Below are 23,725 nucleotides of genomic sequence, written 5' to 3'. Positions count from 1 at the left end.
TCTCTGTGGTTTGAGTTCTAGACTAGCTAAATAGGCTAAGCCAATAGGTGTTCTATTATACCCACCCCGTTACGATTCAGCGCAAAAGCCCCTAACACCCTAAATGGGTCATAGGGGTAATAGGCATGTCAAAGCTTTAGCCTACTGACAAGTCTTTACTTTTTTTCTATTTTGCTGCATTGCCGTGCACGGGCACTATCTATTAGTATGACATGACTAAACCCATTCCCCTGAGGAGGAAATATGACGATAAAAGTAGGTGATACCGTACCCAACGCCACGTTGGCAGAGTTTGTTACTGGGCAGACACCACAAAGCCACCAGGTCGAGGACTTGGTTCAAAACAAACGTATTGTGCTGTTCTCTGTGCCGGGTGCTTTCACGCCCACCTGTACCGAGCGCCACTTACCTGGCTATTTAGAGCTAGCAGATGCTTTTAAAGCCAAAGGTATTGATGAAATATGGTGTGTGGCCGTTAATGACATGTTTGTCATGGAGGCATGGGGGCGTGATCGTCAGGTGAATGGTGCCATTCGCATGATGGCAGACGGCAGTGCTGACTGGATGAAAAAACTGGGTCTGGTGTTAGACTTAAGTGCAAAGGGTCTTGGGTTGCGAGCACAACGTTTTTCCGCTTATTTAGATAACGGAGAGGTCAAAGCGCTGTATATCGACGAAGGCGGCGCCCTAGACAAAAGTGATGCTCAGACCTTATTTAATCAGCTTTAATACGCCGCACGGCATTTTTGCTTTCTTAGCACAGCTGGCTTAAGCCAGCTGTCTTATTTAATGTATTCACATGCTCAACTCAATTGGTGCGTTTTCTTCCTTGTATTTAGCCACTCTGGTGCTGTTAACCGGATCAGGTTTATTTAATACTTACATGGGGCTGCGCCTTACCCAGCTTTCTGTCTCAGAAATTTGGGTAGGGGCTTTGCTGGCCATTTTCTATTTAGGTCTTGTGTTTGGGGCCCGTGTGGGGCATCGGCTTATTCTTAGCATTGGACACATTCGCGCTTATGCTGCAAGTGCTGCGTTTGTGACGGTCTCCGTATTAATCCAAATCATGGTGGATAACCTTTGGGTTTGGTTAGGTCTGCGTTTTATCGCCGGAGCGGCGATGGTGACACAATTTATTGCCATTGAAAGTTGGCTTAACGAGCAAACGGATAACGAACGCCGCGGCATTATTTTTGCTTTTTATATGGTAATGAGCAGTTTGGGTACCGTGTTAGGCCAGCTGGCATTGACACGTTTTCCTGATATGAATTACGAGCCACTTATTTTTGTAGCGATTTGTTCTGTTCTTAGTCTGGTCCCCATTGCGTTGACCCGTCGTCTGCACCCCGCGCTTCAGGTGCCTGCACCTATCCATGCGCGCTACTACATTGAGCGCGTTCCGCTATCAATTAGTGTCTTGTTAGTTGCCGGCATGCTGACGGGGGCGTTTTATGCTTTAGGGCCTGTGTATGCACTACGGGCCGAACTAAACAGCGAGCAAGTGGCTGTGTTTGTGGCTATTTCTGTGGCCGCTGGGGTTATGGCTCAGTGGCCGATCGGCTGGTTAGCTGATCGCATCGGTCGAGTCACTACCTTACGTATTAATGCTTTACTGCTCTTTGTCTTTGCCCTGCCGTTAGTCGGGTGGCTGGATTTTTCGTATTACTGGTTACTTGGCTTTTCCGCATTATTTGGTGTGTTGGTTTTTACTTTGTATCCCCTTGGGGCTGCTTTTGCTAATGACAACGTAGACCCAGACCGGCGCGTGGGTTTAAGCGCTATCTTATACATGGTGTATGGCGTAGGGGCGTGTATTGGCCCACTACTGGTTGGGGTACTGATGGACAAGCTAGGCAGCAACTGGTATTACATTTTTTTCTGTGGGTGTGGAGTGGGCTTAAGCTTTTTAGTACGTCCTACTAAAATCAAAGGCACCCATCTTAGTCAAGATGCACCGACCGATTTCGTACCCATGCCACATATGCACAGCTCTGCTGCGCTAGATCCTCGGGTTGATATCAGTAGTGATATTTCACATGACCCGGTGTTCGATGAGCTCAACCCCGAGCACGACGCAGAGCCTCCCATACCTACGGCAGACTCTGCCCCCGAGGCGCCGGTGGCGTCGAGTGTACGTGTTGATTAGTTTAAGGCAATAATGCCACAACAGCGCTTAAAGCCAGCCCTATGCCAATTATGCTAATAGGGCTGAGCTTTTCTTTAAAGGCGCCTGCCCCGATTAGAGTTCCTAAAGTGATCACCCCGATATTCATGGTGGCAAACACCAAAGTAGGGTGCTCGGGAAAGTGCTGGTGCGCTCTAATATAAAAATAAATATTCCCAAAGTTTAATAGGCCGAGCAATAACCCAGCCATTATGGATCGAGCATGCCATTGGGTTTTTTGCCAAGTTAGCCAACTAAACAAAAGTAGCGCAGCCAACACAAAGGTAACGAGTAAGCTACTGCTGAATCCCGCGCCACTTTTTGAGAGCTGTTTAAAAAGCACATCAATCGTACCGTAGCCAAGCCATACGCCTAATAGCCAGACGCTAGCAGAGACCGCGATAGGCTGGTTAAGCTTTTTAGAGCCAAAGCTTAAACACATAAGGGCCATTAACCCTAACCCAATGCCTAGCCATTTAGTGCCAGCTAATACTTCGCCAAACACTACCGCAGCGGCAATTAAGGGAATGACTAAGGACAGACGTTGAGCCGCGTCACTGAGTACAATTCCAGCATGGCGTACAGCTTGTGCCATCACCAGAAAAATACTAGGCAACAGCACACCTAAGGCGATGACGACCCAATAAGGGGTATGAGGTGTAAATAAGCTGCTGGGCTTAGGCTGTAAAAGAACAAGAGTCAGCGCAATAGCTGATACATAATTAAACGCGATGGCTTGTGCGATTTGAATGTGACGTGCACGAGCGAGCTTCAATAGGACCGATACGGCAACACTGCAAATAACGCTGCTAAAAAGTAGCCACATGATTACAGCGCTTCCGCAACAGCACGGGCTTGACCACAGCGCTTAACCGTGTCTGTGCCTAGCTCATCTTGTGCTGAACAAGTAGTGGGATCCATAGCATGATGGCTAGAGTGTAAATTTAAACGTTCAAATAGAGATTGATCCGCAGTGAATTGTGGATTGCCCGTTGTTAATAGTTGATCACCATAGAAAATGGAATTGGCCCCAGCCATAAAACATAAGGCTTGACTGGCATCACTCATGCTACTGCGGCCAGCTGAAAGTCGTACGGCGGCTCGAGGCATAGTAATACGCGCAATGGCAATAGTGCGTATAAATTCAAACTCATCAAAGTCATCATTATTCGCTAATGGTGTGCCTTGCACACGCACTAACTGGTTAATTGGCACAGACTCAGGGTATGGATCGCGATTGGCCAGTTGAGTAATAAGGCGAGCGCGCTGCTCTCTAGATTCGCCAAGGCCGACAATCCCGCCAACGCAACTTTTCAGCCCAGCTCTTTGCACACGATCTAATGTATCAATACGGTCTTGATAGGTACGCGTACTAATAATTTGTTTGTAAAAGTCTTCCGAGGTATCCAGGTTGTGATTGTAATAGTCGAGGCCAGCTTCTTTAAGGCGTTCGGCTTGACCGTCTTTTAGCATGCCTAGCGTAACGCAAGTTTCCATGCCCAAATTTTTTACTGCCTGAACTAACTCAATCACTTGGTCGACTTGCTTTTCAGTAGGTGAACGCCAAGCGGCTCCCATGCAAAAGCGTTGTGCACCATTATTTTTCGCGGCTTGAGCCGCCGCTAATACGGTTTCCACATCAAGTAAGCGTTCGTTTTCTACATCGGTCGCGTATTTAGAGGATTGTGGACAATAACTGCAGTCTTCTGGACAGCCGCCAGTCTTAATAGAGAGCAGGCTAGAAAGTTGAATAGCGTGTGGGTCGTGATGCTCACGGTGCACTTGTTGAGCTTTCCAGATTAAATCCATAAAAGGCAGCTCATACAAAGCGACCACGTCAGCGACGGACCATGCGGAAACAGTTGCGGATTGACTCACAATAGCCCCTTAAAAAACAGTGAGTTAAATAAGCACAGACTATAGTGAATAGAAGACACGACGCCAAATTTCGTATTAGATGAAAAGTGTAACTAGCATAGTTACATTGTGCATAAAGCATAATTTGTCTGCTGTTAAGCTATTTTAAAGGAACTTAACTTTATTGACGGTAATGTTTGGTTGCATATTACAGGGACTGCACAATACTTTTAGGCAACAAGGGGCAGGTGGTATATAGTCTGGTGGGCTAAATGCAAAAAAGCCTTGTGAAAATCACAAGGCTTTTAAAATCTGGCGGAGTGGACGGGACTCGAACCCGCGACCCCCGGCGTGACAGGCCGGTATTCTAACCAACTGAACTACCACTCCTAGTGGTTTATTTGCCATCTGTGTGATGGCGTCCCCACGGGGATTCGAACCCCGGTTGCCGCCGTGAAAGGGCGATGTCCTAGGCCTCTAGACGATGGGGACCTAGCGCAATAAGCGGTATATATATTTGTAATTAAGTTAGGGAATTACAAAAATATGAAATTTGGCGGAGTGGACGGGACTCGAACCCGCGACCCCCGGCGTGACAGGCCGGTATTCTAACCAACTGAACTACCACTCCTAGTAGTTTTTTGCCATCTGTGTGATGGCGTCCCCACGGGGATTCGAACCCCGGTTGCCGCCGTGAAAGGGCGATGTCCTAGGCCTCTAGACGATGGGGACCTAGTGTGCAAATAAAAACTATGGGTAAGTTTAAATAAGCGGTCAAGCAATAAATCGTTGGTGGAGGTAAACGGGATCGAACCGATGACCTCTTGCATGCCATGCAAGCGCTCTCCCAGCTGAGCTATACCCCCATTTGTTGCGGTCATATAATGTATGACTGCGCTAACGAAGAATTAGAATTATGCACTAACTTTTCGGTTTATGCAAGCCTTTTTGCAAATGATTGTAAATTTACTAAAGACTGTGTTGTGCAAGACATAAAACAAACCAAGTGTAAAAGATTGTCTTAAACTTAAGGTTGTTTTGATTGTTGTCATAATCACAACAAGATAAGAGTATACCATTAAAATATTTAAAAGCTAGTTTTATGTAGGGGGTGTTACCATGGGTTACATCGAAAAGATGTTGTTACGGTTAGCCAGCCATACTTTTTATTTATTTAACTCGTTATCGGTGACCTTACGGTTTGGACCTAAATAGTTCAGTTCATCACGGAAATTACATGTCAGCACAATCAAAAGAACGGCCTCGAATTACTAAGCAGCAACAGTTGTTTTCTAGCCTGGCAAATAATGCTTTGGTGGGTGTTGCAATTATACAAAACAATCGCTTTAGCTTTGTAAATAGACAGTTTGCGCAACTAGTTGGCTATGAGCGCAATCAACTATTAAAAATGGGGCAGGTTCATACGGTATGCGCTAACTATGACTCCATACTTGAACAATTTGTTCTGGGTCAAAAAGAACTCTTAATTGAAGACCAGTTTACTCATTTTAGTGGCCGTAAGGTCGATGTAGAAGTATGTTTTATCCGAACGCATTACGATGAAACGGCAGCGCATGTGCTGTTTGTCTTAGACATCAGTCAACGAAAGGAAAGTGAACGCTCAGCACAAATTGCTGCGTTGGTGTATGAAAATACGGGCGAGGCGATTGTGGTGACGGACGAAAATGGGTTGGTGGTAGATGTAAACCCCGCTTTTTCTGAAATAACCGGCTATGAGCTGCCAGAAATTGTAGGGCGATCAATGAATATTTTGTCTTCTGGGCGTCACAGCACTTCCTTTTATCGCAAGATGTGGCAACAGTTGCGCACCACAGGGCGTTGGCAGGGCGACCTTTGGAATAGACGAAAAAATGGCGAGGACTATGCTGAGCGTTTAAACATCAGCACTTGCTATAACGAAGACGGGTCTGTTTACAGGCGTATTGGTCTGTTTTTTGATGTCACAACCCATAAAGAACGCGAGGAGGACATTTGGCGCCAAGCTAACTACGACCACTTAACTGAACTGCCAAACCGCCAGCTGTTTCAAAAGCGTTTGCAACAAGCCATGCAAGAGGCCGACGAACACAACAAAGCCTTTGCGCTTATTTTTCTTGATTTAGATTTATTTAAAGACGTTAATGACACCTTTGGCCACGATGTGGGCGACTTGCTCTTACGTGAAGCGGCAAGACGATTGCTGTCGTGTGTGCGTGGTGAGTCCGATACCGTAGCGCGCATTGGTGGCGACGAATTCACTGTGATTGTGACTAACGTAGCTGATCAGCAGATTGTCAATCGCATCTGCGAAGACATTCTTCAAGCTATTGCCCAACCCTATTATTTAGGCGATGGAATGGCCACGGTTTCGGCCAGCATTGGTATAACCATGTACCCAGAGGACGCTGCCGATGCCAGCGAGCTACTTAAAAATGCAGATATGGCTATGTATGGGGCAAAAGATTCAGGGCGCAACCAATACTGTTATTTTATCCCTGCCATGAGCGAGGCCATTCAGGCGCGGATGATGTTCTCTGAAAGCTTACAACGCGCCATAGACGAGAATCAATTTATTCTGTATTACCAGCCTATTGTGGATATGCGCACAGGCCAAGTGGTGAAATACGAGGCCTTAATTCGATGGCAACATCCAGAGCTCGGTTTGGTGCCGCCCTCAGAATACATACCTTTTGCCGAGGACTCTGGCTTAATCGTAGGCATTGGCAATTGGGTCTTTAAGGCAGTACTAGAACAAGCCAAAATTTGGTATGAAGAAGGTCGCGAGCAGTTCATCAGCTTAAACGTTTCACCAGCACAGTTTTACACTGATGGGGTGAAAGCGGATGATTGGATTAGTTCAATCAAAGAGGCAGGGGTGCCGACGCAGATGATTGTGATTGAAATCACTGAACGTTTGCTCTTGGAAAACAACCCCGTTATTACACACATCTTGCAGCAGTTCCGCGAGGCAGGCTTGCGGATTGCTCTAGATGATTTTGGCACGGGCTTTTCTTCGTTAACGTACCTAAAACGTTATCCCATTGATATTATTAAAATCGATCAGTCGTTTGTACGTAACTTGGCCTCCGAGTCCGAGGATCTCGCTTTGTGCGAAGCCATGATTGTCATGGCTAAAAAATTGGGCTTAGAGGTGATTGCAGAAGGTGTCGAGGGCCCTGAACAGGAAAAGTTATTGCTCGAGGCCGGCTGTGCATTGGGGCAAGGCTATTTATATAGCCGCCCTGTTACTGTTCAGGATTTAGATCATTGGGCTCTGGAACGCAAACGAAATGCCATCAAAAGTAATACCAATGACCCGATTATGACAGGGCCATTTCCAACCAAAACATATATGGTTTGACCCGTCATACCCTGAATTTCTACATCCAATACACCCACTGTATGTGGCGGCAACACGGCTTGTAGCTCACCAGTGGAGCTAATGGATGCAGTCATACCCGTATTGGTGGCTCGCAACATTGGGCGCGCTGTTTCAATGCTGCGTAAACGCGCTATTTGTAAATGTTGACGCAAGGCCCACGAGTCACCAAACCAACCTAAGTTACTGATATTCACTAAGACGGTAGCGCCTGAGCCCAGTTCAGGATGATCGCGTACGCTTTGAATAATTTCTTCGCCAAATACGTCTTCATAGCAAATATCAGGACCGATGTATTCTGACCCTATGGCAAAATTTGCCTGTCGAGTGCTCCCCCGATTGAAGTCACCAAGAGGAATCGCCATGGCATCGACAAACCATCGAAAACCTAACGGTACAAACTCACCAAAAGGAACCAGGTGATGTTTATCGTAGCGCTGTTGCATTTGCAATTGCTGAATAGCAGCGGGATGAGAATCGGCCGTGATGGTAAAAGCACTATTGGTATAGATGGCTTGTTCGCCTTTTTGCGCATACAACGGCGCGCCTAATAAAAGAGTCGCGTTTTGCTGAGCTGCAATATCAATCCATTGTTGCCAAAACTGAGGCTGCCACTGATGCTGAAACAACGGTACTACCGTTTCAGGTAGCACAATTAAACTGGGTTGGCTGTTTGCACTTTTGGCAGGCAAGGCGGCAAGCTTTTGATACAGCTCGACCCCATCGTTCATGTATTGGCTATCAAATTTTATGCCTTGGTCGACATTTCCCTGAGCTAAGCGTACAAAAAAAGGCTCACCATGGGGTCTGGACCACGTCACGCTATGAAGCACAATTCCTAGCACCGCTAAGGCAAATGCAATGCCTAAAGGAAAATTGTGGCTTTTAGGTGCAACTTTGCTCGTGTTAAGCGCAAATAACGCGAGGGCACACGCTGTATACGCCACAACCCAACTGAGTCCATAGGCACCTGCCACAGAGGCCCAGCCAGCAAACATGCCGTCTACGTGACCGTATGCAATATTTAACCAAGGAAAGCCGGTTAAAAAGGTGCCTCGAATCCATTCAAATAGCGTCCACGCACTGGCCCACACAGCGGCTACAGCTAGTTGTTCTTTCCAACCGATGTCTCGACTACGCCGTATAAAAAAGCGGCTCAATGCCACAGCAAAGACGTAGTACATAGCCATAAACGCAGCAAAAAGAAACACTGCTGCGCCTGCAAGTGGGGCTGCTAACCCACCGTACTTATGCATACTGATAAAAAACCAGTATAAGCCCACACTAAATTGCGTAGTCCCAAATAACCAAGCTCCCCATAATGCCGTACGGGTTCTTGGCGCTTTGAGCATATAAAAAATAAAAGCTGCAAAGCTCAGCAACTGTAAATAGGGCAATAGCGCACTGGGTACAGGCCCCGGAGCAAAGCTTAATGCATGAATGGTGCCCAGCGGAATTAACGGGAGCACGCTAAATGAAGTAGAGCGTTGAAACATCACATCGTGTCAGATTCGTGTTCAGAAAGCGAGGGGTCAGTGGGGAGATGACGTTGCACGTGAAGCCATAACGCACGTTTAGGGTCGGCGCGTAGCACCGTAATATGAATCCCTTGAATGGTTGTGGTGTCGCCACGTTTGGGGATATAGCCCATTTCAGCTGCTAACCAACCCCCAATGGTATCGTAGTCGTCATCAGACAATTGCGTACCAAATGCCTCATTAAAATCAGCGATTTCTGTTAGTGCCATAACACGCCAGCTATTGTCACCGGCCTGGAAAATGGTTTGAGCGGTATCCTCGTCGTATTCATCTTCGATATCACCCACAACTTGTTCAAGCACGTCTTCCATGGTCACTAACCCTGCGGTACCGCCATGTTCATCAATCACAATAGCAATGTGATTGCGGCTACTGCGAAACTCGTGCAATAACACATTGAGTTTTTTCGTTTCGGGGATAAACACAGCAGGTCGGACTAGAGGACGCAAATCAATATTGGGGTTTGCGATGGAAAGCAGTAAGTCTTTAGCTAAGAGGATACCTACGATATTGTCGCGATCGTCTTCATAAACAGGAAAACGAGAGCGTCCTGTTTCGACAATAAGTGGTAAGAGTTCTGAGATAGGTTTTGAAATATCCAGCAAATCGATTTTAGATCGCGGCACCATGATGTCGGCTACCGTTTTACTGGTTAGATCAAGAGCACCTACAATCATGGTGTAGGAGTCGTTGTTGATAACCTGACGTTCTAAGGCCGCCTCAAGGATAGCCTTGATGTCTTCACGGTCGGTCGGTTCAGCGCGACGTTGAAAAAAACGGGTGATAGGAGATAAGCGTTTTTTACTACGCGGCTCGGGTTCGGGATTGGTATTTTCTGACATGCCCTAAAGGACGGAATTGATAATGGTTTAGCATAACTTAAAAGTGCAGCTTTTGTTATGCGAAATTAACCTAAATAAGGGTTAGCTATAGCTAGGTGCTGCAAAATATCGATTTCTAGACCCTCCATTTCTTCGGCCTCATCATCGTCTAGATGATCGTATCCAAGAGCGTGCAGTACCCCATGAATACAAAGGTGAGCGGCATGGTCAAGAAATGTTTTTTTCTGCTCTAGGGCTTCAGCCTCTAGAACAGGAATACAAATAATAATATCACTGCTGACTGTTTCTGTTGCATCAATGCCGTATTCGAATGTCAGCACATTCGTTGCGTAATCTTTATCGCGGTACTGATGATTTAGCGCCTTTGCCTCGTCTGCATCACAAAAGCGAAAGGTGAACTGAGCTTGGGCGTACGGAACAGATAAACCAGCATCAGTATAAACTTTAGTCGCTTCGCTTACGGCTGTTTGCACCCAGAGCGTAATCCGCTCTGAGGTGAGGTCTGGATGAGAAATAGCAAATTGAATGTCGAGTTCTACGGGAATCATACGAGTTATTGTCCGTGCGACTCGTAGGCGTCAACAATTCGGCCTACTAAGGGGTGACGCACTACGTCTTTGCTAGAGAGCTGACATAAAGCAATGCCTTTTACCCCTTTTAAAATAGAAACCGCGTGCATCAACCCACTGGATTGCCCTTTAGGTAAATCAATTTGGGAAGGGTCGCCAGTGATGACGGCTTTACTGCCAAAGCCAGTACGCGTAAGAAACATTTTCATTTGCGAGGGGGTGGTGTTTTGCGCTTCATCTAAAATAATAAATGAGTGATTGAGCGTACGCCCACGCATATAAGCCAAAGGCGCTATTTCAATGACTTGTTTTTCAAATAAACGCTGTACTTTCTCGAACCCCATCAGGTCGTAGAGTGCATCATAAAGTGGCCGTAAATACGGATCGACTTTCTGATTGAGATCCCCAGGTAAAAAGCCTAAACGTTCACCGGCTTCGACGGCAGGCCGAGTTAGCACAATGCGTTCAACGGCCTCGCGCTCAAGGGCATCAATCGCGCATGCCACCGCTAAAAAGGTTTTACCTGTGCCTGCGGGCCCGATGCCAAAGGTAATGTCGTGATTAAGAATTTGACCTAAGTAATCACGTTGACGGGGCGTGCGGGGTCTTAGATCACGTCGACGCGTGCGAAGATTAAGCTCGCCTTCATTTAATACCGGTGCAACGGGAATGTACTCCTCGCTAAAGTCGCGAATGGGGTCGGCATCCATTGGCTTTTCTTTGGCACGAAGTTCGACTAACCCTAACTGGATATCATCCAGGCTAAGAGACTTATGAACAGCGCGATCATGAAACCAACGGATGGCGTCTGCAGCCAATTCGGCCTTAGCCCCCTCTAAAATCACGTGTTCGCCGCGACGACGTAGTTGTACGTCATAAGCGACGGCAATTTGACGCAGGTTTTCATCAAGAGGGCCACAAAAATTGGCCAAGTGGGTGTTATCCCCTTCGAGGTGTACGGTTTGCTTCGGGTTGGACATTAGGCTCCACTCACAGTGTCGGTGGTAATAATTTCACCGCGTAGCGTGTTGGTTAAGGCTTCAGTGATGCGTACTTTGACCAGTTGGCCGATGAGTCGTGACTGACCTGGAAAGTTGACGATACGATTGTTTTCGGTACGGCCCATAATTTCGTTGTCGTCCCGTCTAGATAAGCGTTCAACCAATACGACTTGTTCAGTGCCCACCATGCTTTGAGCAATGGCATTGGCTTGTTCGTTAATCAAAGCTTGGAGGCGATGGAGGCGATTGAATTTTTCCTCTTTGGTGACATCGTCCGCTAGATCTGCTGCTGGTGTGCCAGGGCGACGTGAGTACACAAACGAGAACGACGTATCAAACCCGACATCTTGAATAAGTTGCATGGTTTTTTCAAAATCGGCCTCGGTTTCGCCTGGGAAACCCACAATAAAATCCGAAGAAAGCGTTAAGCCGGGGCGTGCAGCACGCAAGCGCCGTGCGATAGATTTGAATTCTAATGAGGTGTAGCCGCGTTTCATGGCGCTTAGGACACGGTCGCTACCTGCTTGCACGGGTAAGTGCAAGAAAGGGACCAACTTAGGGAGTTTGCCGTGGGCCTCAATGAGACGCGACGTCATTTCTTTTGGGTGCGAGGTGGTGTAACGAATACGTTCAATACCTGGAATCTCGTGTACGTATTCAAGCAACATCGCAAAGTCAGCAATTTCGTCGCTATCAGGCATAGCGCCACGATAAGCATTGACGTTTTGACCTAACAGTGTGATTTCTTTTACGCCTTGGTCGGCGAGATCAGCGACTTCGATCAGTACGTCTTCAAATGGACGTGAGATTTCAGCACCACGAGTATAAGGCACCACACAAAAGCTACAGTATTTACTGCAGCCTTCCATAATGGAAACAAAAGCGGTGGGGCCATCAATACGGGCAGGGGGTAGATTGTCGAATTTCTCGATTTCTGGAAAGCTAATATCGACTTGGGCTCGCCCTTTTTTCTTGCGCTCTACGATTAGCTCAGGTAGACGGTGTAAGGTCTGAGGGCCAAACACGACATCCACATACGGAGCACGCTCGATAATGGTTTTACCTTCTTGGCTGGCAACGCACCCGCCCACGCCAATGATGAGTTCTGGGTTTTGTTGTTTTAGATGACGCACCCGCCCTAAGTCAGAAAAGACTTTCTCTTGTGCCTTTTCTCGTACTGAACAGGTGTTGAAAAGAATAATATCAGCATCGTCCGGAGTGGTAGTCATTTCTACTGGGCCGTACTTATTCAGTACATCCGCCATTTTCTCGGAGTCGTACTCGTTCATTTGACAGCCAAAGGTACGAATAAAAAGTTTGCGTGGCGCCTTTGGGCTAGCTGGCGTAGCGGTATCAGAAGTGAGGGTATCTTTTTGCATAGTAGTAAGCCGTAGCGGGTGTAGACCCCGTGGGCAAAGTGAAAGTTAAACCAAGCATTATAACGGTGCCTGCTTATGAAAAGCAGTTAATTCACATGGATGCGGTATAAAAAGCACAAAAGGCTGCTTGATATCAAGCAGCCTTTTGTTTATCGCCAGCCGTAATGCGGGACAGGCAAAGTTAAATTAGCCTTAATCAAGCGCTTCAGCGGTGGGCTCTTCATCTTTATTCACTTGCTTAGGAATTAAGTCTTCGCGTTTTAAGCCTAGACCAAGAGAAATACCCGACGCCACAAACACAGACGAGTAAATCCCAAACCAAATCCCAATGGTTAATGCTAAGGAGAAATAATGCAGCGTAGGGCCACCAAAGAAGAACATGGATAACACCATTAACTGTGTTGAGCCATGCGTAATGATCGTACGAGAAATGTTTTGTGTAATAGACAAGTTAATAATTTCTGGTACGGGCATGCGACGCTGTTTGCGGAAGTTTTCGCGAATACGATCCATAACCACGACGGATTCGTTGACGGAATACCCCAGCACAGCCAACACACCTGCTAAGACCGGCAAGGAAAACTCCCACTGGAACAAAGCAAAAAATCCCAAAATAATGACCACGTCGTGCAGGTTGGCAATTGCACACGCAATGGCAAGTTTCCACTCAAAGCGGAACGCCAAATACACCATAATGCCAACCACGACAAAGAGCAGAGCCAACAAACCATTGTGTACGAGCTCTTGGCCGACCTGAGGGCCTACAAACTCGACACGACGTAGCTCTACGTCACTGTGTTGGGCTTGTAAAGCCGCCAGCACCGACTCGCTTTGTGCCGAAGTGTCATTGGTATCTGTAGCAGGCAAACGAATGAGCACATCCTGAGACGTACCAAAGCTTTGCACTTGAAAATCGCTATAGCCAATGTCAGACAGAGCGTTACGAATTTCCTCGACCTGGGCGGTTTGCTCGTAGTGCACCTCCATGACCGTACCACCGGTGAACTCAATGGAGAGATTAAACCCGCGCACCACGATAAAAAACACGGCAGCAATAAAGGCAGCAAAACTAATTAAGTTCAACACCTTCACATGCCGCATGAAGGGGATAATACGTGAAATACGAAACAGTTCCATAATTAGTCTGCCTTGTTTGAATCAGTGGGTTTCCAAACTTGCCCGATAGCAATGGTTTTCAGACGACGACGCCCGCCGTACCAAAGGTTAACCAAGGCACGTACTCCGACGACGGAAGAGAACATAGACGTCAAAATACCGATAGTATGAACAACGGCAAAACCTCGTACCGGACCGGAACCAAAAGAGAGCAACACCACACCCACAATTAAGCTAGTCAGGTTTGAGTCAAAAATGGTGGCCCAAGCGCGATCAAACCCAGCATGAATGGCTTGTTGGGGGCTGAGACCATTGCGAAGCTCTTCACGAATCCGCTCGTTAATCAGTACGTTAGCGTCAATCGCCATACCCAAGGTTAATGCCAGCGCGGCAATACCAGGCAAGGTCATCGTGGCTTGCAGCATAGACAGTACGGCTAACAGCAAGAGAATATTAAAGGTTAGACCAAGCGTAGAGAAAATACCGAAGAGGTGGTAGTACACAATAATGAAAATCGCTAAGGCAATAAACCCATATAAAGTCGAGTTAAAGCCTTGTTTGATATTTTCTGCACCGAGGCTTGGGCCAATGGTGCGCTCTTCAATAATGCTCATTGGGGCAGCTAGCGAACCAGCGCGCAACAGCAAAGCCACATCGGCAGCCTCTTGTACACCCATACTGCCTGAGATTTGTACTTGTCCGCCAGGAATTTCAGAGCGAATAACCGGTGCCGTCACGACTTCGCCTTGGCCTTTCTCAAAGAGAACAATGGCCATACGTTTATTGATGTTGTTGCGCGTGACGTCGCGGAAAATACGCGCCCCTTTGCTATCCAAAGTCAAATTAACGGTAGGTTGTTGCGTTTGAGAGTCGCGTCCAGGCTGAGCGTCTTGAAGGTTTTCACCCGTTAAGATGACTTGACGGCGTAACAGTAGCTCTTGACCATCACGGTCTTTATAGCGTTCTAGACCGAAAGGAACAGTACCCGCGGCTAGGGCAGCTAGCGCTGTGGGTGAATCATCGACCATGCGGATCTCTAGCGTAGCGGTACGGCCCAAAATCTCTTTGGCTTTTGCTACGTCTTGGACACCCGGTAATTGCACCACAATGCGGTCTGCACCTTGCTGCTGAATAATAGGTTCAGCGACGCCAAGTTCGTTAATACGATTGTGCAGCGTGGTGATGTTTTGACGTAAGGCATTGGCTTGCGTTTGCTGAATAGAAAGATCAGACAGCACCGCTTGAAGCTCAGTGTCCGAGCCGCTAGGGTTGAACTGCAAGTCAGCTAGTTGGCGACGCAAATGGGTCTGAGCGGCATCACGGTCTGCCGCCGAAGCAAAGCCCATCACAATGGATTGACCCTGACGTTCGATGCTTTGGGCGCGGATATCAGCCTCGCGTAACGCTGTACGTACTTCAGAGGCGAGGGAGTCGTAACGGCTAGTTAAGGCCCCTTGCATGTCCACTTCAAGTAAGAAGTGCACGCCACCGCGTAAGTCCAACCCTAAGTGCATCGGCTTGGCGCCAATAGCGGTGAGCCAGTGCGGCGTCGATGACATCAGATTCAGAGCGACTGTGTAATCAGGATCATCGGGATTGCGAATAAGCTCTTTTTCCAATAAATCTTTGGCTTTGAGCTGAGTGTCGGTTGAGTTGAAACGAATACGTACCGTGCCGGCAGGCCCATTTTGCTCGAAATAGGCCCCATCCATATCAATTTGATGGCGACGTAAAATATCCTCCACTTGATTAAGGGTGGATAAATCGACTTTTACAATGGATTTAGCGCTGGCAACTTGTACGGCAGGGGATTCACCGAAAAGATTAGGGATGGTGTAGAGCACGCCGATGACGAGCGCCACCAATACGGTGAGGTATTTCCAAAGGGGGTAACGGTTCATAGTTTTAGCGGCAACGGCACATAGCCCCTAGTGGCAAAGGTATCACTAGGGACCTGAACGTACCAATTACAGTGATTTGAGGGTGCCCTTAGGCAATACAGAGCTAACGGCTTGGCGTTGCACAATGATTTCAACAGGCTTGTCCGCAATATCGGCCACGGTGATAGTAACGAAGTTGTCGTTAAGCTTGGTTACTGTACCGGCAATGCCACCACCTGTAATGACTTCGTCACCTTTGCTTAGATTAGCTACCAAGTTGCGATGTTCTTTTTGACGTTTCATCTGAGGACGAATCATCAAAAAGTACAAAATCACGAACATTAAGATAATTGGCAACATGCTAGCTAAGGCGCTGGGGGCATCAGCCGCTTGTGCTGGAATCAAGGTAAGGACTTGAGTTAAGGACATGAGTTTGCTCCACTAAAGGGAAAAAGTTGTTCAGGAAATTGTAATAAATGGGCTATTGTAATGCTTATTCAATACCACGGGCACGATCTGAGGCAAATTGCTTACGCCAGGCCTCAAAGCGGCCAGCCTCAATGGCATCGCGCATTTCTTGCATGATTTGTAAATAAAAATGCAGATTATGCAAGGTGTTTAAACGAGCCCCAGTAATTTCATTTGCACGTTGTAAATGATGCAAGTAAGAACGACTGAAATGCTGACAGGTATGACAACTACAGCTCGGGTCTAATGGTTTGGTGTCATCTTTATACCGCGCATTGCGGATTTTGACATCTCCAAAGCGTGTAAACAACCAGCCGTTACGTGCATTGCGTGTAGGCATCACACAGTCAAACATGTCAATGCCATTGGCTACGCCATCGACAAGATCTTCGGGGGTGCCAACACCCATCAAATAGCGGGGTGCCTGCTCGGGTAAAGCGGGCGTGGTGTGCTCGAGGATGCGCAGCATGTCCTCTTTAGGTTCTCCGACAGATAACCCGCCAATCGCGTAGCCCTCAAAGCCAATATCTGTCAGTCCGGCTAACGATTCATCGCGTAAATCTTCGTACATGCCGCCTTGTACAATACCGAAAAGTGCGTTGGGGTTTTCGGTGTCTTTGAAAGCCTGTCTAGAGCGTTTGGCCCAACGTAACGACATGCGCATGGACTGTGCGGCTTCATCATGCGTAGCAGGGCGCCCGTCGATTAAATAGGGGGTGCACTCATCAAACACCATCGCAATATCGGAGTTTAAACTGCGTTGAATGCGCATGGATTCTTCGGGTGTTAAAAACAGTTTGTCGCCGTTAATAGGAGAGGCAAAAGTCACCCCTTCTTCGGTGATTTTACGCATTCCTTTCAGGCTAAATACTTGAAAACCGCCCGAGTCGGTCAAGATGGGCTTGTCCCAACCCATAAATGAATGCAGGCCGCCATGGTTTTCCATGGTGTGTGTGCCAGGGCGCAGCCACAAATGAAACGTATTGCCTAATACGATTTGAGCCCCAATGTCTTTGAGCTCGTGCGGCAGCATCGACTTCACGCTGCCATAGGTGCCTACGGGCATAAAAATAGGGGTCTGCACCTCACCGTGATTTAGGGTGATTGTGCCACGACGGGCTTTGCCATCGGTTTTAACTAATTGAAAATTAAGTCCACTCATGAATTAAATTTTTCTATAAACATGGCATCGCCATAACTAAAAAAGCGATAGTGCATTTGTACGGCATGATGGTATGCGGCACGGATCGGCTCAATGCCTGCCAGAGCAGACACTAACATTAATAAGGTGGATTGGGGAAGATGAAAGTTAGTGATTAACGCATCAATGCACTGAAATTGATAGCCAGGAGTAATAAAAATACGGGTATCGCCTTGGATGTCCCCATTGCTGAGCAGAATGCCCTGAGTTTTCTCGGGTTGGGCAGCAGACTCTAGGGCTCTGACACTAGTTGTACCCACCGCAATGACCCTGTTGCCGGCCGCGCGCGTTTGCGCTATGGCTGCAAGCGTGGCGGCAGGGACGGTATAGCGCTCAGCATGCATTTGGTGATCAGTAATCTGTTCAACGCGTACAGGCTGAAACGTACCAGCGCCTACATGCAAAGTCACAAACGCAATTTGCACCCCTTGGTCTTGAAGGTGTTGGAGTAAAGGTTGGTCAAAGTGCAAGCCAGCAGTAGGTGCTGCAACGGCGCCTGGATGCTGAGCATACACCGTTTGATAGCGGTCTTCATCTGTTTGTTCGGCATTGTGGGTGATATAGGGCGGCAATGGTAACGCACCAAAGCGCTCTAAGGCGTCTAAGGCCGGTTGATCAAATTCGACTTCGAACAAGGCGTCATCCCGACCTGTTACGGTTAACACCAAATCGCCCTCAGAAAAAATCAGGCGTGTACCCGGCTTGGGCGCTTTGCTTGCACGAATATGAGCCAGCGCAGCGTGCTCGTTAACAATACGCTCGATTAACACTTCGACCTTGCCGCCTGATTCTTTCTGGCCATGTAAGCGTGCTTTAATCACTTGAGTGTTGTTAAACACAAGTAAGTCACCGGCGCGAAGAAAATGCGGTAGCTCGGTAAAAGAGTGGTCGTGACACTGCCCTTGGGCATCTAAGTGCATCAAGCGGCTACCCGTACGTGTTTGAGCTGGATGCTGAGCGATGAGTTCGTCAGGTAAGTGATAATCAAAAAGAGAAAGCGGAAGCGAGGCGGAATCAGACATAGATAATAAATAATAGCTGTAGAGAAGCGCAGAGTCGTATTTTAAGCAACTCTGCCCATTTGCACACTAGGTTTTATGGTTAAAGCCGTGTCACAAGCTGAGTATTGCTGTGTAGAATGGGATTTTGTATAACGCAATGTCGTGGTTATTAACTGTATTTAGTGGGGAATCTAGTATGCGCTTTGTCGCTTTAGCGATCCGACACCGGGCTATGACGCTTGTCGGTTTGAGTGTAATAAGTGTTCAGCTTTGGGCTCAACAGTTACCGGCCGAATTACAACAGGTGTGGAAAAATACGCGCTTGCCTGATGCGGCTTTATCGTTAGTGGTAAAAGAAGTAGATGGTCCTATGCTGGTGCAGCACAACTCGACTGTGCCCCGTAATCCGGCCTCAGTAATGAAAATGGTTACCACTTGGGCGGGCTTATCTGCCTTAGGTCCCGAGCACACCTGGCGTACTACTGTTTATACTCAACCGAATGCGCGTATTGATGAACAAGGCACCTTACATGGTCCGCTTTATATCAAAGCATCAGGGAACCCAATGTTCTCTGTGCCCGATCTTTGGGACTTATTACGCGATGTACGGATGCGCGGCATTAAAAACCTAAGCCAAGTCATCATTGATCGTCAAGTTTTCGGTCAGGTGACCACAGACACCTATGCCTTTGATGGGGCCGGGGATCGTCCCTACAACGCCAGCCCTGACGCAATGATGGTAGGTTTTGGTGCCTCACGTTTGGTTTTTCAACCGGATTCAAAAAACAAAAAGTGGGTTGGGTTTATCGACCCCCCCATCCCTGGAGTACGCCTGGAAAATCAAGTGCAGTGGAGCGACCAGCGTTGCCCTGGCTCGCCCGTAGTGGGAACGCGAATTCAATCCGCGCCCAATGGCGTAACCGTACAAGCCTCAGGCACAGCAGCCGGCTCGTGTGGCGAGTTCAGTGTGTATCGCCTTACTATGGGTCAGCAGGCTTTCTTTGACGGTGTCTTTAAAATGATTTGGAAAGAGCTCGGGGGCACCTTAGCGCACGATATCAGTGCCGGGGCCGTTCCTCGTCAAGCCCAAGCCTTAGTTTGGCAAGATTCCCGTAGTTTAGCCGATCAAATACGCGTAATTAACAAGCAAAGCAATAACGTTATGGCTACTTTGCTGTTGCTAAGCGTAGGCAACCAGATTAATGGCAATGGCGCTACGGTGGGCTCAGCAGAAAATGCAGTGATTCAAATTCTACGTGCACAGGGCATTAACACTGCCGGTTGGCGCGTTTCAAATGGCTCTGGCTTAGCGCGCGAAGCCCGTGTCACAGCCAATGGCATGGCTCAAATGCTTGATGTGATCTGGCAGTCAAACTATATGCCAGAGTTTATTTCCTCTTTGGCTATTTCTGGGGTAGATGGCACGGTGCGTCGTCGTTTACGCGATGATGAGGTTCAGGGTCGGGCCCATTTGAAAACTGGTACCTTGCGCGATGCTCGGGCTTTGGCTGGGTATGTACTGGGCAGCAGCGGCAAGCGTTATATTATGGTTAGCATGGTAAATGGCGAGGGAACAGCTGCAGTACGCCCTTTTGACGATGCCTTAGTAAAGTGGTTGGCCGAGCAGTAAATTCAGCGCAAATAGCTTAAAATCACTTAGTACTCGCTCATTCCTATGAGCCCCAAAGATCTTTTTAAAGAATACGACATGGCAATACATGAAATCCAACACCCCCTGATTCGTCATAAACTTGGGCTGATGCGTCGGGCCGACCTAAGTACAAAAAACTTTAGGGAAATGTCACAAGAAATTGCGGCACTCTTAACCTACGAAGCCACTAAAGATCTGCCTTTGGAAAGTACTGCAATTAACGGTTGGTGTGGCGAGATAAACGTAGAAAAAATCGCAGGTAAAAAAATAACAGTGGTGCCTATTTTACGGGCTGGTATAGGCATGCTGGACGGGGTATTAAGCCTCGTTCCTGGCGCCAAGGTTTCGGTCATTGGTATTGCCCGCAACGAGGAAACCCTAGAGGCTCAAACCTACCTAGAGCGCTTAGTTGGCGAGCTAGATCAACGCTTTGCATTAATTATTGACCCCATGTTGGCCACAGGTGGGTCGTTAGTAGCTACTATTGATTTACTGAAAAAGGCGGGTTGTAAAACCATTCGCGCTTTAGTCTTAGTGGCTGCTCCCGAGGGCATCAAAGCAGTTCAAGACGCGCATCCAGACGTAGAGATCTATACCGCATCCATCGATAGCCACTTAGATGAGCACGGTTATATTATTCCTGGTTTGGGCGATGCAGGCGATCGTATTTTTGGCACACGTCAAAAAGTTGAGTCATAAAGTTTTTGCGATAAATTCTTACAAACTGGGGGTTTGGTTTGCAGCGGCATCGATTGAAATCAAGTAGCATGAAATTAAATTTACACGCTTTGCAGAGAATCTAAACTAGAGCTTTGCATCAAGTGGTAAAGTATAGGTATACCAATCCTGTTTTCTCTTAACCCTAGGAGTTCGTTATGGTAACTAAGAATGATGCACGTAAAGCAGAAAATGAGCTAATTGACAATGTGAAAAGCAGCTTAGACGACGCAGAGCGTTTGTTGCGAGACGCAGCAGAGGCCACCGGTGATAAGGCCAACGAAATGCGCGAAGCAGCATTAAACTCTTTACGTACTACTCGTGAGGCCTTACACGATACCCAAGAGATCATGGTGGAACGTGGACGCGAGGCCGTCAAAGCAACTGATCATTATGTTCACGACAACCCTTGGCAAGCGATTGGTATTGCCGGCTTAGTCGGCTTGTTATTTGGGATGCTAGTTAGCCGCAAATAAACCCACTTCAAGCCCTTTACTTTGTGTAAAGGGCTTTTTTACCAATAAAAGGGCAGAGCATGTCATTAAGACACCGTGTTGGTGCTCTAGGTAGTACCGCACTTTCTATCTTACGCACTCGGCTCGAGATTTTTGCTCTTGAGGCCGGTGAACAAAAAGCCAGTTTAATCCAGTTATTAGCCTTATTTGCGGGGGCATTGCTATTTTCTACCCTTGCTATTTTGGTTTTTAGTTTGTGGATTGCTTTGTTATTTTGGCCTACGGAATATAGATATTGGGCAATAGGCATATTAATGGCCGTGTATGCGGTGTTAGCCATTGTTTTTAGTCTTAGGATCGTGCGGCGTTTAACCCGAGAGCCTATGCCCTTTGCTGTGACTCTTGATGAGCTAGGGCGCGATATTCAGTTATTGGATCGGTTACGTACCGACGATGAGGACGCATAATGGCTAAATCCAATCCTTATTTAGAGCGTAAAGTTCGTATCGAGGTGTTACGAGCGCGAGCAGCAGTAGAGCGTGGTCAACTGTGCAAAGTGGCCTCCGAGCTAAGCCATAGCCTTGAACCCAGCACGTTATTCAATGTAGTCCGTAGCCAACTTACCCACGGTTTAAGTTCAGGCTTAGGTGCAGGGATGGGGTCGTGGGTTGATCTTATTTTCTCGTCAGGACGACGCTACCCTCTTTTATTTTCTGGTGCTTCTGCGTTATTAAGCAGCGTCCTTGGTAAAAAGAAATGGCGTCTTGGCGCAATGGCGTTAACGGCTTGGCGCCTATTTGGGGCCTATCAGCATTTACACGCAAAAAAGCAAGAGCGCTATATACAGCCTAGAAGCCGGTCGAAATCGACGGTTATCGGGCCATTTTAATGGCCTCATCATAATGAAAGCAGCCCTCACTACGAGGGCTGTTTTTCTATAGGCCTAGATCGCTCCAAAGGCTGTCGACTTTTTTAACTACCTCTGGGTCCATGTTGATGACGCGACCCCACTCGCGCTGAGTTTCGCCGGGCCACTTGTTCGTTGCATCCATCCCCATCTTGCCGCCTAACCCCGACACTGGCGAGGCAAAATCTAAATAATCAATGGGTGTGTTTTCCACTAGCACCGTGTCGCGTACAGGATCCATACGAGTCGTCATGGCCCACACGACCTCTTTCCAGTCGCGCGTGTCGATGTCTTCATCTACCACAACAATAAATTTTGTGTACATAAACTGGCGCAAAATACTCCAGACCCCAAACATAACGCGCTTAGCATGCCCGGCGTATTGCTTGCGAATGGAGACGACGGCGAGCCGATAACTGCAGCCTTCGGGAGGTAGGTAAAAATCGACAATTTCAGGTAATTGACGTTTTAATAAAGGCACAAAGACCTCGTTTAAGGCTACCCCTAATACTGCAGGCTCATCAGGCGGTTTGCCAGTATAAGTACTGTGATAGATAGGGTTGCGGCGCATAGTAATGCGCTCTACGGTAAATACAGGGAACCAGTCTTGTTCATTGTAATAGCCCGTATGGTCACCGTAAGGACCCTCTAAGGCCATTTCGTAATCGGAGGCGGGTAGAGGATTAACGCCCTCGGGTACCTCGGGGCGAACCGCATCGGGGTGGCTACTAGGCAGAATATGGCCCTCGAGCACAATTTCCGCATAAGCCGGTACGGAGAGATCACTGCCAATAGCCTTAGCTAACTCGGTACGAGAGCCACGCAATAATCCCGCAAATTGGTATTCGGAAAGACTGTCAGGGACAGGTGTGACGGCACCTAAGATTGTAGCGGGATCGCAACCTAATGCGACGGCAATAGGAAAGGGCTCGCCAGGATTAGCCAAAGCGTGGTCTCTAAAGTCGAGGGCGCCCCCTCGGTGTGAGAGCCAGCGCATAATGAGCTTATTGCGGCCGATTTGCTGTTGACGATAAATGCCTAAGTTTTGGCGCCGGGCATTTGGCCCCTTGGTAATGACTAACCCCCAGGTTAATAGGGGGGCGGCATCACCGGGCCAGCAGTATTGCAGGGGGATATCATCAAGATTCACGTCGGCGCCTTCGAGCACAATGTCTTGGCACGGCGGGCTTTTGACTTGTTTAGGCGCCATATCCCACAAAGCAGACTTCAGCATAGAAATCTTTGAGAAAGCGTCTTTTAGACCGCGAGGTGGCTCGGGTTCACGTAAATTAGCTAAAAGCTCGCCTACATCGCGCAAGGCGCTGATGTCATCCGCACCCATTCCCCACGCTACACGTTTTGGTGTGCCAAACAGGTTGGCTAGCACAGGGATTTTGGCAGGTTGATTTAAGTGGATGGGCTGCTCAAACAAGAGTGCAGGGCCCTCGGCTCGTAATACCCGATCTCCGATTTCTGTCATTTCTAAATGAGTGGAAATAGGTTGGGTGATACGTTTAAGTTCACCCGCTTTTTCGAGCTGTTGGATAAAGTCACGTAAGTCGCGGTATTTCACAGGGATTGAATGCTCCAGTTTCACACA

Annotated in this window: 21 protein-coding genes and 5 tRNA genes; 8 read left to right on the top strand and 18 right to left on the bottom strand. The window is 47.8% G+C overall.

Going from position 1 to position 23,725, the window contains the following annotated elements:
* Positions 1-243 precede the first annotated feature (243 nt).
* Together GGR41_RS05100 and GGR41_RS05095 are read left to right on the top strand one after the other, a co-directional pair.
* A complete protein-coding gene (locus tag GGR41_RS05100) occupies positions 244-729 on the top strand; it encodes a peroxiredoxin (RefSeq protein WP_167660937.1) in 486 nt (161 codons plus the stop codon).
* A 70-nt stretch (positions 730-799) separates the two neighbouring features.
* On the top strand, positions 800-2,146 hold the full coding sequence (locus GGR41_RS05095; RefSeq protein ID WP_167660936.1) for an MFS transporter: 1,347 nt from the start codon (positions 800-802) through the stop codon (positions 2,144-2,146).
* A 1-nt stretch (position 2,147) separates the two neighbouring features.
* Here the strand turns inward: GGR41_RS05095 and GGR41_RS05090 are convergent, their stop codons facing one another.
* From GGR41_RS05090 to GGR41_RS05060, 7 genes are all read right to left on the bottom strand, one after another.
* On the bottom strand, positions 2,148-2,990 hold the full coding sequence (locus tag GGR41_RS05090; RefSeq protein WP_167660935.1) for a DMT family transporter: 843 nt from the start codon (positions 2,988-2,990) through the stop codon (positions 2,148-2,150).
* 2 nt (positions 2,991-2,992) lie between these two features.
* On the bottom strand, positions 2,993-4,042 hold the full coding sequence (gene bioB / locus GGR41_RS05085) for a biotin synthase BioB (RefSeq protein ID WP_229711047.1): 1,050 nt from the start codon (positions 4,040-4,042) through the stop codon (positions 2,993-2,995).
* Positions 4,043-4,334: 292 nt separating this feature from the next.
* Positions 4,335-4,411 (bottom strand) — tRNA-Asp (locus GGR41_RS05080).
* A 26-nt stretch (positions 4,412-4,437) separates the two neighbouring features.
* Positions 4,438-4,513, bottom strand: a tRNA-Glu gene (locus tag GGR41_RS05075).
* Between the two features lie 62 nt (positions 4,514-4,575).
* Positions 4,576-4,652: transfer RNA gene (locus GGR41_RS05070), tRNA-Asp, on the bottom strand.
* 25 nt (positions 4,653-4,677) lie between these two features.
* Positions 4,678-4,753 (bottom strand) — tRNA-Glu (locus GGR41_RS05065).
* A gap of 58 nt (positions 4,754-4,811) precedes the next feature.
* Positions 4,812-4,887: transfer RNA gene (locus tag GGR41_RS05060), tRNA-Ala, on the bottom strand.
* Between the two features lie 371 nt (positions 4,888-5,258).
* Between GGR41_RS05060 and GGR41_RS05055 the strand changes: the two genes are divergently transcribed.
* Positions 5,259-7,382: an EAL domain-containing protein gene (locus GGR41_RS05055; protein WP_167660934.1), complete on the top strand. Its 2,124-nt coding sequence runs from the start codon at positions 5,259-5,261 to the stop codon at positions 7,380-7,382.
* Here GGR41_RS05055 and lnt read toward each other — a convergent pair.
* The 10 genes from lnt to queA all read right to left on the bottom strand — a co-directional run bounded on the left by lnt (position 7,286) and on the right by queA (position 18,416).
* Positions 7,286-8,896, bottom strand: a complete 1,611-nt coding sequence (gene lnt, locus GGR41_RS05050) for an apolipoprotein N-acyltransferase (protein ID WP_167660933.1) — start codon at positions 8,894-8,896, stop codon at positions 7,286-7,288. The genes GGR41_RS05055 and lnt overlap by 97 nt on opposite strands.
* Complete coding sequence (locus GGR41_RS05045; RefSeq protein WP_167660932.1) at positions 8,896-9,780, bottom strand: HlyC/CorC family transporter; 885 nt, start codon at positions 9,778-9,780, stop codon at positions 8,896-8,898. The genes lnt and GGR41_RS05045 overlap by 1 nt, the downstream gene beginning before the upstream one ends.
* A gap of 65 nt (positions 9,781-9,845) precedes the next feature.
* Positions 9,846-10,328 (bottom strand): rRNA maturation RNase YbeY, encoded by a 483-nt coding sequence (gene ybeY / locus GGR41_RS05040; protein ID WP_167660931.1) that lies wholly within the window; start codon positions 10,326-10,328, stop codon positions 9,846-9,848.
* 5 nt (positions 10,329-10,333) lie between these two features.
* Positions 10,334-11,329, bottom strand: a complete 996-nt coding sequence (locus GGR41_RS05035) for a PhoH family protein (protein WP_077734583.1) — start codon at positions 11,327-11,329, stop codon at positions 10,334-10,336.
* A complete protein-coding gene (gene miaB / locus GGR41_RS05030; RefSeq protein ID WP_167660930.1) occupies positions 11,329-12,729 on the bottom strand; it encodes a tRNA (N6-isopentenyl adenosine(37)-C2)-methylthiotransferase MiaB in 1,401 nt (466 codons plus the stop codon). The genes GGR41_RS05035 and miaB overlap by 1 nt, the downstream gene beginning before the upstream one ends.
* 192 nt (positions 12,730-12,921) lie before the next feature.
* Complete coding sequence (gene secF / locus GGR41_RS05025; RefSeq protein ID WP_077734587.1) at positions 12,922-13,866, bottom strand: protein translocase subunit SecF; 945 nt, start codon at positions 13,864-13,866, stop codon at positions 12,922-12,924.
* Between the two features lie 2 nt (positions 13,867-13,868).
* On the bottom strand, positions 13,869-15,746 hold the full coding sequence (gene secD, locus GGR41_RS05020) for a protein translocase subunit SecD (protein WP_167660929.1): 1,878 nt from the start codon (positions 15,744-15,746) through the stop codon (positions 13,869-13,871).
* A 66-nt stretch (positions 15,747-15,812) separates the two neighbouring features.
* Positions 15,813-16,154, bottom strand: coding sequence for a preprotein translocase subunit YajC (gene yajC, locus GGR41_RS05015; RefSeq protein WP_167660928.1), 342 nt, complete (start codon positions 16,152-16,154; stop codon positions 15,813-15,815).
* Between the two features lie 64 nt (positions 16,155-16,218).
* Complete coding sequence (tgt, locus tag GGR41_RS05010; protein WP_077734591.1) at positions 16,219-17,355, bottom strand: tRNA guanosine(34) transglycosylase Tgt; 1,137 nt, start codon at positions 17,353-17,355, stop codon at positions 16,219-16,221.
* Entirely contained in the window at positions 17,352-18,416 is a 1,065-nt protein-coding gene (gene queA / locus GGR41_RS05005) for a tRNA preQ1(34) S-adenosylmethionine ribosyltransferase-isomerase QueA (RefSeq protein ID WP_167660927.1), read from the bottom strand. The genes tgt and queA overlap by 4 nt, the downstream gene beginning before the upstream one ends.
* 175 nt (positions 18,417-18,591) lie before the next feature.
* On the opposite strand from queA, the gene dacB reads away from it, so the two are divergent.
* The 5 genes from dacB to GGR41_RS04980 all read left to right on the top strand — a co-directional run bounded on the left by dacB (position 18,592) and on the right by GGR41_RS04980 (position 22,107).
* A complete protein-coding gene (gene dacB / locus GGR41_RS05000; RefSeq protein ID WP_167660926.1) occupies positions 18,592-20,025 on the top strand; it encodes a D-alanyl-D-alanine carboxypeptidase/D-alanyl-D-alanine endopeptidase in 1,434 nt (477 codons plus the stop codon).
* A gap of 78 nt (positions 20,026-20,103) precedes the next feature.
* Positions 20,104-20,745: a uracil phosphoribosyltransferase gene (gene upp, locus GGR41_RS04995; protein ID WP_167661255.1), complete on the top strand. Its 642-nt coding sequence runs from the start codon at positions 20,104-20,106 to the stop codon at positions 20,743-20,745.
* A 176-nt stretch (positions 20,746-20,921) separates the two neighbouring features.
* Positions 20,922-21,239, top strand: a complete 318-nt coding sequence (locus GGR41_RS04990; RefSeq protein ID WP_077734597.1) for an ElaB/YgaM/YqjD family protein — start codon at positions 20,922-20,924, stop codon at positions 21,237-21,239.
* A 59-nt stretch (positions 21,240-21,298) separates the two neighbouring features.
* Positions 21,299-21,685, top strand: coding sequence for a phage holin family protein (locus tag GGR41_RS04985; RefSeq protein WP_077734599.1), 387 nt, complete (start codon positions 21,299-21,301; stop codon positions 21,683-21,685).
* Positions 21,685-22,107, top strand: coding sequence for a hypothetical protein (locus GGR41_RS04980; RefSeq protein WP_167660925.1), 423 nt, complete (start codon positions 21,685-21,687; stop codon positions 22,105-22,107). The genes GGR41_RS04985 and GGR41_RS04980 overlap by 1 nt, the downstream gene beginning before the upstream one ends.
* Positions 22,108-22,153: 46 nt before the next feature.
* Here GGR41_RS04980 and GGR41_RS04975 read toward each other — a convergent pair whose 3' ends face one another.
* Positions 22,154-23,698, bottom strand: a complete 1,545-nt coding sequence (locus tag GGR41_RS04975; protein ID WP_077734603.1) for a UbiD family decarboxylase — start codon at positions 23,696-23,698, stop codon at positions 22,154-22,156.
* Between the last annotated feature and the right edge of the window lie 27 nt (positions 23,699-23,725).

Origin of the sequence: Paenalcaligenes hominis (assembly GCF_011927625.1) — a bacterium.
GTDB lineage: Bacteria > Pseudomonadota > Gammaproteobacteria > Burkholderiales > Burkholderiaceae_B > Paenalcaligenes > Paenalcaligenes hominis.
This window is presented reverse-complemented; position numbering and strand designations above follow the sequence as displayed.

Bases quoted from the DNA above. Each gene is read 5' to 3' on its own strand.
- GGR41_RS05100 (WP_167660937.1), top strand. From the start codon at position 244: ATGACGATAAAAGTAGGTGATACCGTACCCAACGCCACGTTGGCAGAG.
- GGR41_RS05095 (WP_167660936.1), top strand. From the start codon at position 800: ATGCTCAACTCAATTGGTGCGTTTTCTTCCTTGTATTTAGCCACTCTG.
- GGR41_RS05090 (WP_167660935.1), bottom strand. From the start codon at position 2,990: ATGTGGCTACTTTTTAGCAGCGTTATTTGCAGTGTTGCCGTATCGGTC.
- GGR41_RS05055 (WP_167660934.1), top strand. From the start codon at position 5,259: ATGTCAGCACAATCAAAAGAACGGCCTCGAATTACTAAGCAGCAACAG.
- lnt (WP_167660933.1), bottom strand. From the start codon at position 8,896: ATGTTTCAACGCTCTACTTCATTTAGCGTGCTCCCGTTAATTCCGCTG.
- GGR41_RS05045 (WP_167660932.1), bottom strand. From the start codon at position 9,780: ATGTCAGAAAATACCAATCCCGAACCCGAGCCGCGTAGTAAAAAACGC.
- ybeY (WP_167660931.1), bottom strand. From the start codon at position 10,328: ATGATTCCCGTAGAACTCGACATTCAATTTGCTATTTCTCATCCAGAC.
- GGR41_RS05035 (WP_077734583.1), bottom strand. From the start codon at position 11,329: ATGTCCAACCCGAAGCAAACCGTACACCTCGAAGGGGATAACACCCAC.
- miaB (WP_167660930.1), bottom strand. From the start codon at position 12,729: ATGCAAAAAGATACCCTCACTTCTGATACCGCTACGCCAGCTAGCCCA.
- secF (WP_077734587.1), bottom strand. From the start codon at position 13,866: ATGGAACTGTTTCGTATTTCACGTATTATCCCCTTCATGCGGCATGTG.
- secD (WP_167660929.1), bottom strand. From the start codon at position 15,746: ATGAACCGTTACCCCCTTTGGAAATACCTCACCGTATTGGTGGCGCTC.
- yajC (WP_167660928.1), bottom strand. From the start codon at position 16,154: ATGTCCTTAACTCAAGTCCTTACCTTGATTCCAGCACAAGCGGCTGAT.
- tgt (WP_077734591.1), bottom strand. From the start codon at position 17,355: ATGAGTGGACTTAATTTTCAATTAGTTAAAACCGATGGCAAAGCCCGT.
- queA (WP_167660927.1), bottom strand. From the start codon at position 18,416: ATGTCTGATTCCGCCTCGCTTCCGCTTTCTCTTTTTGATTATCACTTA.
- dacB (WP_167660926.1), top strand. From the start codon at position 18,592: ATGCGCTTTGTCGCTTTAGCGATCCGACACCGGGCTATGACGCTTGTC.
- upp (WP_167661255.1), top strand. From the start codon at position 20,104: ATGGCAATACATGAAATCCAACACCCCCTGATTCGTCATAAACTTGGG.
- GGR41_RS04990 (WP_077734597.1), top strand. From the start codon at position 20,922: ATGGTAACTAAGAATGATGCACGTAAAGCAGAAAATGAGCTAATTGAC.
- GGR41_RS04985 (WP_077734599.1), top strand. From the start codon at position 21,299: ATGTCATTAAGACACCGTGTTGGTGCTCTAGGTAGTACCGCACTTTCT.
- GGR41_RS04980 (WP_167660925.1), top strand. From the start codon at position 21,685: ATGGCTAAATCCAATCCTTATTTAGAGCGTAAAGTTCGTATCGAGGTG.